The organism is Streptomyces sp. NPDC057474, from assembly GCF_042802555.1.
Classification (GTDB): Bacteria; Actinomycetota; Actinomycetes; order Streptomycetales; family Streptomycetaceae; genus Streptomyces.
On the sequence record NZ_JBHVDX010000232.1, the window covers coordinates 1 to 16,156 of the forward strand.

Consider the following 16,156-nt stretch of genomic DNA (forward strand, 5'->3'; position numbering starts at 1 on the left):
GGGTCCGGGGCGGAGCCCCGAGGATGGGACGGGTAGGGGCGGTGAGGGCGAGGAAAACCCCGGGCTCAGCCCTCCGTCAGCCCCGCCACCAGCTCGTCCGCCGCCCGGTACGGATCCAGCTCCCCCGCCACGATCCGCTCGGCGAGAGCCGACAGCCGCCGGTCACCATGAAGGTCGCCGATCCGCTCACGCAGCGCGGTGACCGCGATGGTCTCCACCTCACGCGCGGCCCGGGCCCGGCGGCGCTCCGCGAGAACCCCGCGCTCCTCCATCCAGGCCCGGTGCTTCTCCAGGGCCTCCACGACCTCGTCGATCCCCTCCGCCCGCGCCGCGACCGTCTTCACGATCGGCGGCCGCCAGTCCCCGGGACCACGGGACTCGCCCAGCCCCAGCATGTGGTTCAGCTCGCGCGCGGTCGCGTCGGCGCCGTCCCGGTCCGCCTTGTTGACGACGTAGACGTCGCCGATCTCCAGGATCCCGGCCTTGGCCGCCTGAATGCCGTCCCCCATGCCGGGGGCCAGCAGCACCACGGACGTGTCCGCCTGGGAGGCGATCTCCACCTCGGACTGGCCGACGCCGACCGTCTCGACCAGGATCACCTCGCAGCCCGCCGCGTCCAGCACCCGGATCGCCTGCGGGGCCGACCACGCCAGACCACCCAGGTGCCCACGCGTCGCCATCGAACGGATGTACACGCCAGGGTCGGAGGCGTGATCCGACATCCGGACCCGGTCGCCGAGCAGGGCGCCACCGCTGAAGGGCGACGACGGATCCACCGCCAGCACCCCGACCCTCTTCCCGGCCCGCCGGTACGCGGCCACCAGCGCCGACGTGGACGTGGACTTGCCCACGCCGGGCGAGCCGGTGAGGCCGACGACGTACGCCCCGCCCGTGAGCGGGGCCAGCGCCGCCATGACCTCGCGGAGCTGCGGGGACGCCCCCTCCACCAGGGAGATCAGCCGGGCGACGGCCCGGGGCCGTCCTTCCCTGGCCTGTGCCACCAGCGTGGGGACGTCCTGCATCACAGCTCCGTTCCGAGTAGCCACCTACACCTGAGAACCGAAGACCTCAGGCCTTGGGTACCCGCACGATCAGCGCGTCACCCTGCCCGCCGCCACCGCACAGCGCGGCCGCGCCGACGCCGCCGCCGCGCCGCTTCAGCTCCAGGGCGAGGTGGAGGACGAGACGGGCGCCGGACATGCCGATGGGGTGCCCGAGGGCGATCGCACCACCATTGACATTCACCTTTTCCGGGGACACGCCGAGGTCCTTCATTGACTGCACGGCGACCGCGGCGAAGGCCTCGTTGATCTCGATGAGGTCGAGATCGGCGACGTCCAGGCCGTCCTTCTTCAGGGCGTGCTGGATCGCGTTCGACGGCTGCGACTGCAAGGAGTTGTCCGGCCCGGCCACGTTCCCGTGGGCGCCGATCTCGGCGAGCCACTCAAGGCCCAGCTCCTCCGCCTTGGCCTTGCTCATGACGACCACGGCGGCGGCGCCGTCGGAGATCTGCGAGGCGGACCCGGCCGTGATCGTGCCGTCCTTGGCGAAGGCCGGACGCAGCTTGCCCAGCGACTCGGCGGTCGTCTCACCTCGGATGCCCTCGTCCTGGCTGAAAACGACCGGCTCGCCCTTGCGCTGCGGGATCTCGACCGGCGTGATCTCGGCGTCGAAGAGGCCGTTCTTCTGGGCGGCGGCGGCCCGCTGGTGGGACTGGGCGGCGATCTCGTCCTGCTCGGGGCGCAGGATGCCGAGGCGCGTGTTGTGCTTCTCGGTGGACTCGCCCATGGCGATGTTCTCGAAGGCGTCCGTGAGCCCGTCGTGCGCCATCGCGTCGAGCATCTGGATCGCCCCGTACTTGTAGCCCTCACGGGACTTCGGGAGCAGGTGGGGGGCGTTGGTCATGGACTCCTGGCCGCCCGCCACGACCACGTCGAACTCGCCGGCGCGGATCAGCTGGTCGGCCAGCGCGATGGCGTCGAGGCCCGACAGACAGACCTTGTTGATCGTGAGCGCGGGCACGTTCATGGGGATGCCCGCCTTGACGGCGGCCTGGCGCGCCGGGATCTGCCCCGCCCCGGCCTGGAGCACCTGGCCCATGATCACATACTGCACCTGGTCGCCACCGAGCCCCGCACGGTCCAGGGCGGCCTTGATCGCGAAGCCGCCGAGATCGGCTCCGGAGAAGGATTTCAGCGAACCGAGCAACCGTCCCATGGGCGTCCGGGCGCCCGCGACGATCACCGAGGTCGTGCCGTTCGTTCCAGTCATGAGGTGCGATCCCCTTCCAGCTTGCACAGCCGGGGAGTGAGTGAACGAGGGTTTACTTCGAATGTACTGAGTGGCACTCCGTGCCGTCACCAAGCTGTCGGTGTGATCGCTGGCACGTTGCGTAACCGCCGCCGGAGCGCTGCACTGACACCATGCTGACGCGAATCGACCACATCGGGATCGCCTGTTTCGACCTCGACGCCACCGTCGAGTTCTACCGGGCCACATACGGCTTCGAGGTGTACCACTCCGAGGTCAACGAGGAGCAGGGCGTGCGCGAGGCCATGCTCAGGATCAACAGCACGGACGACGGCGGCGCCTCCTACCTGCAGCTCCTGGAGCCCACCCGCGAGGACTCCACCGTCGCGAAATGGCTGGCCAAGAACGGCGAGGGTGTCCACCACATCGCCTTCGGTACGGCGGATGTCGACGGCGAGGCGGCCGCGATCAAGGACAAGGGCGTACGCGTCCTGTACGAGGAGCCGCGAGTCGGTTCCATGGGGTCACGGATCACGTTTCTGCACCCCAAGGATTGCCACGGCGTACTGACAGAACTGGTCACTTCGGCGCCAGTTGAGTCACCTGAGCACTGACCCCCGTACATATGGGCCGGTAGGGTTGGGGTCGGCCGTCGCCTTCGAGGGGGGCGGCCCGGGTCCTGCCGCCTTCCGAGGAGCGGGATCCAAGGGCACCGTGGAGATCCTTCAGCGGTTGTCCTAGGGCCGGGGTCCAGGTTTCGGGGGACGAGGGTGAGGGCGGCAGCCCGTGCTCCGCCGCTGATCTGACACCATTCCCCGGGGGCACCGTTCGGCGGTTGGACGGAGCTCGTTTGCCAGAGGTTGCGACCAGGGGACGGATGGGACCGCGCAGTGCGGGGCTACGAACGCCAGGAGCGAGAGCCGGCGGCTGACGTCGACCACCTCTCTCGGTTCGAGGCCGAGATGGAGCGGCTGAAGACCGAGCGGGAAAAGGCGATCCAGCACGCCGAGGACCTCGGCTACCAGGTCGAGGTGCTGCGCGCCAAGCTGCACGAGGCGCGCCGCACCCTCATGTCCCGGCCCGCCTACGACAGCGGGGGCGACCTCGGGTACCAGGCCGAGCAGATGCTCCGCCAGGCCCAGATGCAGGCCGACCAGCTGCGTACGGATGCCGAGCGTGAGCTGAGTCAGGCCCGGGCGCAGACCCAGCGGATCCTGCAGGAGCACGCCGAGCAGGCCGCGCGGCTCCAGGCGGAGCTGCACCAGGAGGCGGTCACCCGCCGCCAGCAGCTCGACCAGGAGCTGTCGGAGCGCCGCCAGACGGTCGAGTCGCACGTCAACGAGAACGTGGCGTGGGCAGAGCAGCTCCGCGCCCGCAGCGAGTCCCAGGCCCGCCGGCTCGTCGACGAGTCGCGCGCCGAGGCCGAGCAGGCGCTGGCCGCCGCCCGCGCCGAGGCCGAGCGACTCGCCACCGAGGCCCGCCAGCGGCTCCAGAGCGACTCTGAGGCGGCCCGCGGCGAGGCCGACCAGATCCTGCGCCGGGCCCGCGCCGAGGCCGAGCGGCTGCTGAACGCGGCGTCCACTCAGGCCCAGGAGGCCACCGACCACGCCGAGCAGCTCCGCACCTCCACCGCGACCGAGTCGGACTCCGCCCGCCGCCAGGCCTCCGAGCTGAGCCGGGCCGCCGAGCAGCGCATGACGGAGGCCGAGTCCGCCCTGCGCGAGGCGCGCGCCGAGGCCGAGAAGCTGGTCACGGAGGCGAAGGAGAGCGCGGCCAAGGCCGTGGCCGGCGCCGAGTCGACCAACGAGCAGCGCACGCGTACGGCCAAGGAGCAGGTCGCCCGGCTGGTCACGGAGGCCACGAAGGAGGCCGAGGCCACCAAGGCGTCGGCCGAGGAAGTCGTCGCGGACGCCAGGGCCGAGGCCGAGAAGATCGTCGCCGAGGCCTCCGAGAAGGCCCGCTCGATCACCGCGGAGGAGTCCGCCTCCCAGCTCGCCAAGACGGCCAAGACCGCCGAGGACGTGCTGAACAAGGCGTCCGAGGAGGCCAGGAACACCACCAAGTCCGCCGTCGAGGAGGCCGAGCGCATCCGCGCCGAGGCCGAGGCCGAGTCGGACCGGCTGCGCGCCGAGGCGCACGACCTCGCCGAACAGCTCAAGGGCACGGCGAAGGACGACACCGAGGAGTACCGCGCCAAGACGGTCGAGCTGCAGGAGGAGGCGCGCCGGCTGCGCGGGGAGGCCGAGCAGCTGCGTTCCGACGCGGTCGCCGAGGGCGAGCGGATCCGCTCCGAGGCCCGGCGCGAGGCCGTCCAGCAGATCGAGGAGGCGGCCAAGACCGCCGAGGAGCTGCTCGCCAAGGCCCGCACGGACGCCGACGAACTGCGGCAGACGGCCACCACGGACAGCGAGAAGGTCCGCACCGAGGCCATCGAACGCGCTTCGACGCTGCGCCGCCAGGCCGAGGAGACCCTGGAGCGCACCCGCAAGGAGGCCGAGCGGTACCGCGCCGACGCCGCCGAGCAGACCGAGGAGCTGAAGGCCGAGGCCGAGCGCGCCGCCCTTGAGCTGCGCGAGGAGACCGAGCGCGGCGTCGAGTCCCGCAAGGCCGAGGCCGCCGAGGAGCTGACCCGGCTGCACACCGAGGCCGAGGCCCGCCTGGCCTCCGCCGAGGAGGCGCTCGCCGACGCCCGCGCCGAGGCCGAGCGGATCCGCCGCGAGGCCGGCGAGGAGAGCGACCGGCTGCGCTCCGAGGCCGCCGAGCGGATTCGTACGCTCCAGGCGCAGGCCGTAGCCGAGGCCGAGCGGCTGCGTGACGAGGCCGCGTCCGACGCGTCCGCGTCCCGCGCCGAGGGCGAGGCCATCGCCGTACGGCTGCGGTCGGAGGCCGCGTCCGAGGCGGAGCGGCTGAAGGCCGAGGCGCAGGACACCGCCGACCGGGTACGGGCGGAGGCGCAGGCCGCGGCCGAGCGGCTCGGCGTGGAGGCCTCGGAGACGCTGGCCGCCGCGCAGGAGGAGGCCCTCCGGCGCCGCCGTGAGGCCGAGGAACTCCTCGGCACGGCCCGGCAGGACGCCGACCAGGAGCGCCGGCTGGCCCGCGAGCAGAGCGAGGACCTGCTGGCCTCGGCGCGCAAACGCGTGGAGGAGGCCCAGACCGAGGCCGTACGGCTGGTCGAGGAGGCCGAGCGGCGCGCCGGCGAGATGGTGTCGGCGGCCGAGCAGCACGCGCAGCAGGTGCGGGAGTCCGTCGCCGGGCTGCACGAGCAGGCCCAGGAGGAGATCGCCGGGCTGCGCAACACGGCCGAGCACGTGGCGGACCGGATGCGCCGGGAGGCCGAGGAGGAGTCGGACCGGGTCCGCGCCGACGCCTACGCGGAGCGGGAGCGGGCCACCGAGGACGCCAACCGGGTCCGCCGTGAGGCCCGGGACGAGACGGACGCCGCCAAGGCGCTCGCCGAGCGCACGGTCGCGGAGGCCATCGGCGAGGCGGAGCGGGTGCGCGCGGACGCGTCCGAGCACGCCCAGCGGGTCCGCACCGAGGCCTCGGACACCGCCGCGCGGGCCGACCAGGACGCCTCGCGCACCCGGGCGGAGGCCCGGGACGACGCCAACCGCATCCGTTCGGACGCCGCCACCCAGGCCGACACCCTCATCACCGAGGTCACGGCCGAGGCGGAGCGGCTGACGCGGGAGACCAACGAGGAGGCCGAGCGCGTACGGGCCGAGTCCGTCGCCAAGGCCGACCGGCTGATCGGCGAGGCCACCGACGAGGCGGAGCGGCTACGGGCCGAGGCCGCCGAGACGGTGGGCTCCGCGCAGCAGCACGCCGAGCGGGTACGGGCCGACGCCGAGCGCGCGCGGGCCGAGGCGGAGACGGAGGCCGACCGGCTCATGGCGCATGCCCGCGAGGAGGCCGACAACACCCTCGACGGGGCCCGCAAGGACGCCAACAAGCGGCGCTCCGAGGCCGCCGAGCAGGTCGACAAGCTCATCACGGAGACGGCGGCCGAGGCCGACAAGCTGCTCACCGAGGCGCAGTCGCAGGCCCTGAAGACGACCGCGGACGCCGAGGGGCGGGCCGACTCCATGGTCGGCGCGGCCCGCAAGGAGGCCGACCGGCTGGTCTCCGAGGCGACCGTCGAGGGCAACTCCACCGTGGAGCAGGCCCGTACGGACGCCGACGAGCTGCTGGTCGGCGCGCGCCGGGACGCGACCGCCATAAGGGAGCGGGCCGAGGAGCTGCGCGACCGCATCACGGCCGAGATCGAGGCGCTGCACACGCGGGCACGCCGTGAGGCCGCCGAGACGATGAAATCGACCGGCGACCGGTGCGACGCGCTCATCAAGGCCGCCGAGGAGCAGTTGCAGAAAGCGACGGCGAAGGCCAAGGAGATCGTTTCCGAGGCCAACTCCGAGGCGGGCAAGGTCCGTATCGCCGCGGTGAAGAAGGCCGAGGGTCTCCTGAAGGAGGCCGAGCAGAAGAAGTCCACGCTCGTCCGCGAGGCCGAGGAGCTGAAGGCCGAGGCGATCCGTGAGGCGCGGCGCACGGTCGAGGAGGGCAAGCGCGAGCTGGAGGTGCTGATCCGCCGCCGCGAGGACATCAATGCGGAGATTTCCCGTGTCCAGGACGTCCTGGTGGCGTTGGAGTCTTTTGAGGCCCCGTCGAGCGGCAAGGACGGTGGAGTCAAGACGGGTGCCGCGGCGGGTGCGACCCGTTCGGGTGGCAAGTCGTCAGATGGCTAGCGGTGCCGGAGCGTTGCGGGTATCTTCCGGCGCCGCCCCCGGCACTACGGACACCAATTTGTGCTCTTTCTGTGCTTGCCAAGGCCTTTATGCAAAATTTCTGGCAAGTATTCCGATGGTCGGCCACGCAAAAGGGGTGTCATTCTCCAGATCAAACGTGCATCTGCTCGATGACACGCCGCTTCGCCCCCTAGGATTCCACCTATCACCTCACCGGTCTCATTCGACAGGAACCCCATGAGCGACACTTCCCCCTACGGCTTCGAGCTTGTGCGGCGTGGATACGACCGCGCTCAGGTGGACGAACGTATCTCCAAGCTCGTCTCCGACCGTGACTCCGCTCTCGCCCGCATCACCGCTCTGGAAAAGCGCATCGAGGAACTCCACCTCGAGACGCAGAACGCCCAGGCCGCGGTGACCGACGCCGAGCCGTCCTACGCCGGTCTCGGCGCGCGCGTCGAGAAGATCCTTCGCCTCGCCGAGGAGGAGGCCAAGGACCTGCGCGAGGAGGCCCGTCGCGCTGCCGAGCAGCACCGCGACCTCGCTGAGTCGGCGGCCCAGCAGGTGCGCAACGACGCCGAGTCCTTCGCCGCCGAGCGCAAGGCCAAGGCCGAGGACGAGGGCGTCCGGATCGTCGAGAAGGCCAAGAGCGACGCTTCGCAGCTGCGTACCGAGGCGCAGAAGGACGCGCAGTCCAAGCGCGAGGAGGCGGACGCCCTCTTCGAGGAGACCCGCGCCAAGGCCGCGCAGGCCGCCGCCGACTTCGAGACGAACCTCGCCAAGCGCCGCGAGCAGTCCGAGCGCGACCTGGCGTCGCGTCAGCAGAAGGCGGAGAAGCGTCTCGCCGAGATCGAGCACCGCGCGGAGCAGCTCCGCCTGGAGGCCGAGAAGCTGCGCACCGACGCCGAGCGCCGCGCCCGCCAGACGGTGGAGACCGCGCAGCGCCAGGCCGAGGACATCGTCGCGGACGCGAACGCCAAGGCGGACCGGATCCGTTCGGAATCCGAGCGCGAGCTGGCGGCTCTCACGAACCGCCGCGACTCGATCAACGCGCAGCTGACGAACGTGCGCGAGATGCTGGCGACGCTGACGGGTGCGGCCGTGGCCGCGGCCAGCACGCCGGTCGCGGACGACGAGCCGATCTCGCGTGGGGTTCCGGCGCAGCAGTCCCGGTAACACCCTCGCCTGGCGGCAGCAGCCGGAAGAGGCAGCCGAGGCCCGCGTCTCCCCTCCGGGGGGCGCGGGTCTTCGCTGTCCCCCCAGCTGCGGGCAGTCGTGCCGCTAGGGGCGGCACGGGTGGGCACAGCGACACCTCGTAGCGCCGACGCGCAACCTGCCCCCGCTCAGCTTCGGTGCCGGGTGCCTGAGGGCTCAGGGGTGGTAACTGCTCGCCAAGGAGTGCGCATGAGGTCGAATTAGCTCGATCGTGTGATGGTCGGCTTCCGGGCTGGCGTTGTCCTGGGCTGTTTGGGTTGGCGTGATCTGCGATCTGCGATCTGGGATCTGGGACGCGGGGTACGGCGTCAGCGTGCGGGGCCCGGTGTTTCACCGGTGTGATGGTTCAGGGCCTCTCCGTCGCCTCTGGCTGTACCTGTGTGGCCGGGTCGTGCAGGGCTGTGTCCATCAGCGGCCTCCGGCCGCGGGGGCCTCCGGCCGCGGGGGCCTCCCGGGCCCGGACCACGCACAGGAGGTGTGTCGCCGCCCCGGGGTCGAGTACGCCGGGGACCAGCTCGCCCAAGACCGTTCGGGGCGCGCGGCTGAACGGACTCACTCCCGCTCAGTCCACAGGAACGGTACATGTCGTATCGCGGCTGCCACCCGTACGTGGCTGGTCGCGCGGTTCCCCGCACCCCTGACGGGGCCGGAGTGGTCTCGGCGCACTCCGGTGGCAGGCACCCGGGGCCCGTTCTAGCGTGGCCGCATGATCGAGCTTGACGGGCTGACCAAGCGGTACGGCGAGAAAGTCGCGGTCAACCATCTGACCTTTGCCGTACGGCCCGGGATCGTGACCGGTTTCCTCGGGCCGAACGGGGCCGGTAAGTCGACGACGATGCGGATGATTCTGGGGCTCGACCGGCCCACGGCGGGTGACGTACGGATCGACGGCACGCATTACGACCATCTCAGAAACCCGCTCAAGTACATCGGCGCACTGCTGGACGCCAAGGCCATGCACGGCGGCCGTAGTGCCTTCAATCATCTGCTGTGTCTCGCGCAGAGCAATGGGATCCCCAGGGCCCGGGTGCACGAGGTGCTGGACACGGTCGGGCTCACGTCGGTCGCGCGGAAGAAGGCCAAGGGCTTCTCGCTGGGGATGGGGCAGCGGCTCGGGATCGCCGGTGCGCTGCTCGGGGATCCGCGGATTCTGATGTTCGACGAGCCGGTCAACGGCCTCGACCCCGAAGGCATCCACTGGATCCGGAATCTGATGAAGTCCCTCGCCGCCCAGGGCCGGACGGTGTTCGTGTCGTCGCATCTGATGAGCGAGATGACCCTGACCGCCGACCATCTCGTCGTGATCGGGCAGGGGCGGCTGCTCGCCGACACCTCGATGGCGGAGTTCATCCGGCAGAACTCACGGTCGTACGTACGGATTCGTACGCCGCAGCGGGAGCGGCTGCTCGACGTGCTGCACGCGGTCGGCGTCATGGTCGTGGAGACGGGCAACGGGGCGCTGGAGGTGGATGGCGGGAAACCGGAGCAGATCGGCGAACTGGCCGCACAGCATCAGATCGTGCTGCACGAGCTGAGTTCCCAACAGGCCTCGCTGGAGGAGGCGTTCATGCAGCTGACGGCCGAGTCGGTGGAGTACCACGCGCACGACGGCGCCCCGGTGGCGGACCCGGCGCCCGTCCCCGACCGGGGCGGCGGCTGGAAGCGGGAGGGCTGACCATGGCAGCCACCCAGGTGGTCCGCTCGGAGTGGACCAAGATCCGTTCGGTGGCATCCACGGTGTGGACGCTGTCGCTGGCCGGGGTCGTCACGGTCGCGCTCGGCGTGCTGATCTCGCTGCTGTCGAAGCACGAGTTCGACAATCTGAGCCGTGCGGACCGGCTCTCGTTCGACCCGACGTTCATCAGCTTCGCGGGGATGACCCTCGGGCAGCTGGCGATGATCGTGTTCGGGGTGCTGGTGGTGTCCAACGAGTACAGCACCGGCATGATCCGGACATCGCTGGCCGCCGTGCCGCAGCGGGGCAGCTTCCTCTTCAGCAAGATCGCGGTGGCCACCGGCCTCGCCTTCGTGGTGGGGCTCGCGACGAGCTTCGTGGCGTTCTTCCTGGGGCAGGCGATGCTTGGCTCGCACCGGGCCGAGATCGGCGATCCGGGCGTGCTGCGCGCGCTCTTCGGCGGCGGGCTCTACATGACCCTCATCGCCATGTTCTCGATGGGCGTCGCGGCGATGCTGCGCAGCCCGATGCTGTCGCTCGGCATCCTGATGCCGTTCTTCTTCCTGATCTCCAACATCCTGGGCAACGTCGGAGCCACCGAGAAGATCGGCCGCTATCTGCCCGACCAGGCCGGCAGCAAGATCATGCAGGTGGTCACCCCGGTCGACGACGACACGCCGTACGGCCCCTGGGGCGGCCTCGCCATCATGGCGCTGTGGGTGGCGGCGGCCCTGCTCGGTGGGTATCTGCTGCTGAAGAAGCGCGACGCGTGACCGTGGCAGGTGGTCGGGACGCGCGATCAGCGGCCTGACCAGCGGTTACGTACATGCCAAGCCACTCCCCCCGTGACCTGCGTGCTTTGACTTCCTCTTGGGCGGAACCGTCAAAGCCCCGATAGGCTCCTAATCCTTACGGGGGCGTGCGCCCCGACGTCCTGAGACGTCCTGAATCGTTCGATGGGTGCGGAGCATGATCGAGGCAGTCGGCCTGACGAAGCGCTATGGCGCCAAGACGGCCGTGTACAACCTTTCCTTCCAGGTGCGGCCGGGGGCCGTCACCGGCTTTTTGGGGCCCAACGGCTCGGGCAAGTCGACGACGATGCGCATGATCCTCGGCCTGGACAATCCCACGTCCGGGCAGGTGACGATCGGCGGCTATCCCTACCGCAAGCTGCCGAACGCGGCCCGTCAGGTCGGTGCCCTCCTCGACGCCAAGGCGGTGCACGGCGGCCGGCACGCCCGCAACCACCTGCTGTCCCTGGCACAGCTGTCGGGCATCCCGGCCCGCCGGGTGGACGAGGTGCTGGGCGTCGTCGGCCTCCAGGATGTGGCCAAAAAGCGCTCCAAGGGCTTCTCGCTCGGCATGGGCCAGCGGCTCGGCATCGCCGCCGCCCTGCTCGGCGACCCCCAGGTGCTGCTCTTCGACGAGCCGGTCAACGGCCTCGACCCCGAGGGCATCCTCTGGGTCCGCAACCTGATGAAGGCGCTCGCCGCCGAGGGCCGTACGGTCTTCGTCTCCTCGCACCTCATGAGCGAGATGGCCCTGACCGCCGACCACCTGATCGTGATCGGACGCGGGCAGCTGCTCTCCGACATGAGCATCAAGGACTTCATCTCGGCGAACTCCGCCGACTTCGCGCGCGTACGGACGCCGGACACCGAGCCGCAGCAGCGCGAGAAGCTGACGGCCGCGCTGACCGAGGCGGGCGGTCAGGTGCTGCCCGAGCAGGACGGCGCGCTACGCGTCATGGGTCTGCAGCTCCCCCGCATCAGCGACCTCGCGCACGACGCCGACGTACGCCTGTGGGAGCTGTCGCCGCACCAGGCCTCGCTGGAGGAGGCGTACATGCGGATGACGCAGGGCGCCGTCGACTACCGCTCGACGACCGACCAGAAGGCCGGTTTCCAGCAGCCCCTGCCGCCCGGCGCGCAGCCGCCGATGCCGGTGCCCGGGCAGGGCCAGCCGGGCTGGTACGCCCCGCCGGCGCCGCAACCGGGCGGTCAGCCGTACGTGCCGCAGGGCCAGCCGCCGGCCGGTCCGTACGGGGCTCCGGCGCCCGCCGCCCCGGCTCCGGCCGCCGGTCAGCCGCAGCCGAACCCGTATGCCCAGGCCGCGGCCCAGGCCCCCGCGCAGCCCGCCGCCGCGCCGGCCCCCGCACAGGCCGCCCCCGCCGACCTGACGAAGTCCGAGGACGCCCGATGAGCACGCCCCAGCCGCCCCTCACCCAGCAGCCGCCCGCCCCCAACTGGCAGGGCGCGCCGGGCACTTCGTACACCTCGCCGATCCCGGTGGTGCGCACCCACCTCGGGCACGCGATCTCCTCCGAGTGGACGAAGATCAAGTCGGTCCGCTCGACGATGTGGACGATGAGCGTCTTCGTCGTCCTGGTCATTGGCCTCGGTCTGCTCTTCGCCCTGATCGCCGCCTCCACGGACATGAACCTGGAGGGCGAGTCCCCGCTGGCCCTCGGTCTGTTCGGGCTGATGATCGGCAGCGTCTGCATCATCACGCTCGGGGTGCTGACCACCGCCTCCGAGTACGGCACGGGGATGATCCGGACCACGATGACCGCGTGCCCGAGCCGTGGCCGGATCCTGATCGCCAAGGCGATCGTGTTCTTCGCGCTCTCGTTCACGGTCACCCTGGTCTCCACCGCGTTCGTAGGCTTCGCCCAGGTGGCCATCCTGGAGGGCAACGGAGCCGCGAGCCCCGACGGTGACGAGTGGTTCAAGGCGACGGTCGGCGTGAGCCTGTTCCTCGCGCTGTTCGGGCTGCTGTCGCTGCTGATGGGCTCGCTGATCCGGCACTCCGCGGGCGCGATCACCATCATGCTCGGCGTGTTCCTCGCCCCGCTGGTCATCGCGATCTTCATGTTCTCGGAGTCGCTGCGGGACGTACAGCAGTTCCTGCTGGAGTACTCGATCCCGAGCCAGCTCAGCGTCTTCTACGGCTCGGAGCTCAGCCAGTCCGGCCCGTCCGGCTGGGACCCGCTGTGGATCATGCTCGGGCTGGTGGCGGCCGTGTTCGTCGGCGCGTACGCCCTGCTGGAGCAGCGGGACGTGTGATGTGCAAGAGGCGTCCGTGAGGTTCAGAACCTCGGCGCGTTACGGGACCGCTGCACCCGCGAGGTGCGGCGGTCCTTCGCGTTCCAGCAGGCCTTGTGCCAGTGCCTGCGCTCGTCGACGCCCGAGTGCTCGGGCCAGGCGACGACATGCGGCACCCCGGAAGGGATCATCTGGTCGCAGCCGGGGCACCGGTAGGTCTTGCCCGCCGCGCTCGCGCCCGCCACATGACGCACGTTCCACTCCTCGCCCCGCCAGGGCTCGCTGGTCTGCCAGCCGCCGTACCGGTCCGACCGGTCCTCCTCTGCGCTGCGGCCTGACGGACCCGACAGACCCGACGAAGCCTGGTCCTTGGGGCGGTTGCGACGCGGGGACACGGGACACCTCACGGGGCTATACAGGGAGCAGGGTTGGTGTCCAGCCTACGCGGGCCCGGTGGGGGTATGCGTACGTCGCCAAACCCCTCAGATCGCCCACCGCCCGGCGCATTCTGCAGACAATCCGCAAATCTCGCCGCCAAGCCGTGACTTCGGCACGTGTCACACGGTTATGCGGGTGGGGGAGCTCCCGGGTCGGAGCCGAGGAAGCAGGAAGAGCAATGCACGTAGGAACATTTGTACTGGGAGCCCAGTTCCCCGGCCAGGGCCAGGGGGAAGCGCTCCATCGGGCGGTACGGACGGCGGAAGTGGCCGAGGAGGCCGGGCTGGACGCGGTCTGGCTGGGCGAGCACCATTTCGTGCCGTACGGCACCTGCCCGTCGGCGATCACCCTCGCCGCGTTACTGCTGGGGCGCACCCGGCGCATCCGCGTGGGCACGGCGGTCAGTGTGCTGCCCACCGTCCATCCCGTGGCCCTGGGCGAACAGGCCGCCCTGCTGCATGTGACGTCCGGCGGACGCTTCTCGCTGGGCGTCGGGCGCGGTGGTCCGTGGGTCGATCTGGAGGTGTTCGGCGCCGGACTCGAGGCGTACGAGAAGGGGTTCCCGGAAGCACTCGATCTGCTGGTGCGCTGGCTGCGCGAGCCCTCCGTGTCCGCCTCGGGGGAACGGTTCAGCTTCCGCGAGGTCCCCGTCGTACCGAGGCCCGCCGAGGAGCTGGACGAGACGCCCGGGCCCGAGGTCGTCGTCGCCTGCACCTCGCCCGCGAGCGTACGGCTGGCCGCCGAGCGCGGGCTGTCGATGCTCCTCGGGATGCACGTCGGGGACGAGGAGAAGGCCGAGATGGTCGCCCTGTGGCGCAAGTACGCCCGGGCGGCGGGCCGTTCGCCGGAGGAGATCTCCGGCGCGGCCCATGTCTCGGCCGGCGTCTGCCAGATCGCGGACCGGCGCACCGACGCCGTGGAGGCGCTCACCAAAGCGATGCCGGGCTGGCTCAAGCAGGGCCTCGACGCCCATGTGACCGTCGACGGCCGCGCCCGTGCCATGCGGGACCCGCTGGCGTACACCGAACTGCTCTGCGGGCTCCACCCGGTGGGGACCCCGCGGCTGTGCGCAGACCGGCTCGCCGCGACCAGCGAACGGACGGGCGTCTCCCGCTTCGCCCTGCTCGTCGAGGGCTCCGGCGACCTGTCGGCGACGGAGGAGAACGTACGGCGACTCGGTGCCGAGGTGCTGCCTCACCTCGGCTGAGCCACTGCGGGGAGCTTGCCGCCCCGGTTACTGATGCACCTCCCGCGGTTGGAGCGGCAAGCTGTACTGCGTCACGACCTCAGCAGTCCCGGAGTTCCGGGGACTGGTTGAGGAGTTGGCCGCGTATCGAGGTGAAGCGGGCCAGCCTGTCGTCCACGGACGGGTCCAGTGGGAACACCGCCACCCGGTGGCAGTTCTGGAAGGCCAGCCGTACACCGAAGTGCCGCTGCAGCGCGCCGCGAATCGCGTCACTGGCGAGCGCGCGCAGCAGTTGTCCGCGTGCCTGCTCGTCCGGCGGGGGCGTCTGGTTGTCGGCGAACTCTCCGCCGTCGACCTTCAGCTGGGCCACCAAGGAACTGATCATCTCCCACGCGTAGGGCAGGGAGGTCCGGACGCAGTCGACGAAGACGGCTTCGTCGACCTCGCCTCGCTCGGCCTGTTCGAGTAGGGCCGGTGAGACGTCGAGCGACATGGGTTCTCCTCTCGCACCCCCACAACAGCAGGGGTTGACGGACAGGGTCGGAGCTCGCGTTGCCGAACACGCAGAGTGCACGTTTCGCGACCTCCAGTTTCTACGGTATGCAACCGAACGTGACCGCACCAGGAGATTGCGCGCACCGACAAGGCGCGGGACGCACACAATCAGCCAATGCCGAACAAGAGTTGACAGAGGCACATGCCGGGGTCCGACGGAGGCCCATGTGAGGGGCGAAAGAGCGTGACGGAGGGCGACAGTCACCGAGCGGGGTTCCCGTGGCAGTCGAACGGTCCCCGGCGGGGTGCGCAGGCAGTGGAGTGGCCTCCGGCCGAGGCACTTCCGGTGGTCGAATCGCGCGCACCCGTCGGCGTCGGATAGCGTTGCCGACCATGCGTCTCGTCATTGCCCGCTGCTCCGTCGACTACGCGGGCCGGCTCACCGCCCATCTCCCCTCGGCCCCGCGTCTGATCCTGGTGAAGGCGGACGGCAGCGTCTCGATCCACGCGGACGACCGGGCCTACAAGCCCCTCAACTGGATGTCGCCGCCCTGCACCCTGAAGGAGGGCACGGGCGACGAGGAGGGCGTCTGGACCGTCGTCAACAAGGCGGGCGAAAAGCTCATCATCACGATGGAGGAGGTCCTCCACGACTCCTCGCACGAACTCGGCGTCGACCCCGGCCTGATCAAGGACGGCGTGGAGGCGCACCTCCAGGAGCTGCTCGCCGACCGCATCGAGACCCTCGGCGAGGGCTACAGCCTCATCCGCCGCGAGTACATGACGGCCATCGGTCCCGTCGACATCCTGTGCCGGGACGCCGACGGCGCGACCGTGGCGGTCGAGATCAAGCGGCGCGGTGAGATCGACGGGGTCGAGCAACTCACGCGCTACCTGGAGCTGTTGAACCGCGACCCGCACCTCGCGCCGGTCCGCGGCATCTTCGCCGCCCAGGAGATCAAGCCCCAGGCCCGCGTCCTCGCCACCGACCGCGGCATCGGCTGCGCGGTCCTCGACTACAACGCGTTGCGCGGCATCGAGGACGACAAGCTGCGGCTGTTCTGAGCCCTTTCCACGAAAGAGGGCCGGGTCCGAGGAACGGACCCGGCCC

General features: G+C 70.7%; 13 protein-coding genes. 9 read left to right on the top strand and 4 right to left on the bottom strand.

Annotated elements, in window-relative coordinates; translation table 11 throughout:
- Positions 1-65: 65 nt before the first annotated feature.
- Entirely contained in the window at positions 66-1,022 is a 957-nt protein-coding gene (gene meaB / locus ACFU53_RS39835; RefSeq protein WP_384004234.1) for a methylmalonyl Co-A mutase-associated GTPase MeaB, read from the bottom strand.
- A 46-nt stretch (positions 1,023-1,068) separates the two neighbouring features.
- Complete coding sequence (locus ACFU53_RS39840) at positions 1,069-2,271, bottom strand: acetyl-CoA C-acetyltransferase (RefSeq protein WP_384004236.1); 1,203 nt, start codon at positions 2,269-2,271, stop codon at positions 1,069-1,071.
- A gap of 152 nt (positions 2,272-2,423) precedes the next feature.
- Between ACFU53_RS39840 and mce the strand changes: the two genes are divergently transcribed.
- The 7 genes from mce to ACFU53_RS39875 all read left to right on the top strand — a co-directional run bounded on the left by mce (position 2,424) and on the right by ACFU53_RS39875 (position 12,947).
- Positions 2,424-2,864: a methylmalonyl-CoA epimerase gene (mce, locus tag ACFU53_RS39845; RefSeq protein WP_319769907.1), complete on the top strand. Its 441-nt coding sequence runs from the start codon at positions 2,424-2,426 to the stop codon at positions 2,862-2,864.
- Positions 2,865-3,140: 276 nt separating this feature from the next.
- A complete protein-coding gene (gene scy, locus ACFU53_RS39850) occupies positions 3,141-6,992 on the top strand; it encodes a polarized growth protein Scy (RefSeq protein WP_384004238.1) in 3,852 nt (1,283 codons plus the stop codon).
- Between the two features lie 237 nt (positions 6,993-7,229).
- Positions 7,230-8,168 (top strand): cellulose-binding protein, encoded by a 939-nt coding sequence (locus tag ACFU53_RS39855; protein ID WP_384004240.1) that lies wholly within the window; start codon positions 7,230-7,232, stop codon positions 8,166-8,168.
- A 745-nt stretch (positions 8,169-8,913) separates the two neighbouring features.
- Positions 8,914-9,882 (top strand): ABC transporter ATP-binding protein, encoded by a 969-nt coding sequence (locus ACFU53_RS39860; protein ID WP_384004242.1) that lies wholly within the window; start codon positions 8,914-8,916, stop codon positions 9,880-9,882.
- 2 nt (positions 9,883-9,884) lie between these two features.
- Entirely contained in the window at positions 9,885-10,655 is a 771-nt protein-coding gene (locus tag ACFU53_RS39865) for an ABC transporter permease (RefSeq protein ID WP_384004244.1), read from the top strand.
- Between the two features lie 196 nt (positions 10,656-10,851).
- A complete protein-coding gene (locus ACFU53_RS39870) occupies positions 10,852-12,084 on the top strand; it encodes an ABC transporter ATP-binding protein (protein WP_384004246.1) in 1,233 nt (410 codons plus the stop codon).
- Positions 12,081-12,947 carry an ABC transporter permease subunit gene (locus ACFU53_RS39875; RefSeq protein ID WP_384004248.1) on the top strand — a complete coding sequence of 289 codons (867 nt, stop codon included), beginning with the start codon at positions 12,081-12,083 and terminating at the stop codon, positions 12,945-12,947. The genes ACFU53_RS39870 and ACFU53_RS39875 overlap by 4 nt, the downstream gene beginning before the upstream one ends.
- A gap of 23 nt (positions 12,948-12,970) precedes the next feature.
- Here the strand turns inward: ACFU53_RS39875 and ACFU53_RS39880 are convergent, their stop codons facing one another.
- Positions 12,971-13,321 carry an ATP/GTP-binding protein gene (locus tag ACFU53_RS39880; RefSeq protein ID WP_384004250.1) on the bottom strand — a complete coding sequence of 117 codons (351 nt, stop codon included), beginning with the start codon at positions 13,319-13,321 and terminating at the stop codon, positions 12,971-12,973.
- Between the two features lie 221 nt (positions 13,322-13,542).
- On the opposite strand from ACFU53_RS39880, the gene ACFU53_RS39885 reads away from it, so the two are divergent.
- Positions 13,543-14,571 (top strand): LLM class flavin-dependent oxidoreductase, encoded by a 1,029-nt coding sequence (locus ACFU53_RS39885; RefSeq protein ID WP_384004252.1) that lies wholly within the window; start codon positions 13,543-13,545, stop codon positions 14,569-14,571.
- A 79-nt stretch (positions 14,572-14,650) separates the two neighbouring features.
- Here ACFU53_RS39885 and ACFU53_RS39890 read toward each other — a convergent pair whose 3' ends face one another.
- Complete coding sequence (locus tag ACFU53_RS39890) at positions 14,651-15,043, bottom strand: SCO5389 family protein (protein WP_060906349.1); 393 nt, start codon at positions 15,041-15,043, stop codon at positions 14,651-14,653.
- Between the two features lie 395 nt (positions 15,044-15,438).
- On the opposite strand from ACFU53_RS39890, the gene nucS reads away from it, so the two are divergent.
- Positions 15,439-16,110: an endonuclease NucS gene (gene nucS / locus ACFU53_RS39895; protein ID WP_384004254.1), complete on the top strand. Its 672-nt coding sequence runs from the start codon at positions 15,439-15,441 to the stop codon at positions 16,108-16,110.
- The last annotated feature ends 46 nt before the right edge of the window (positions 16,111-16,156 follow it).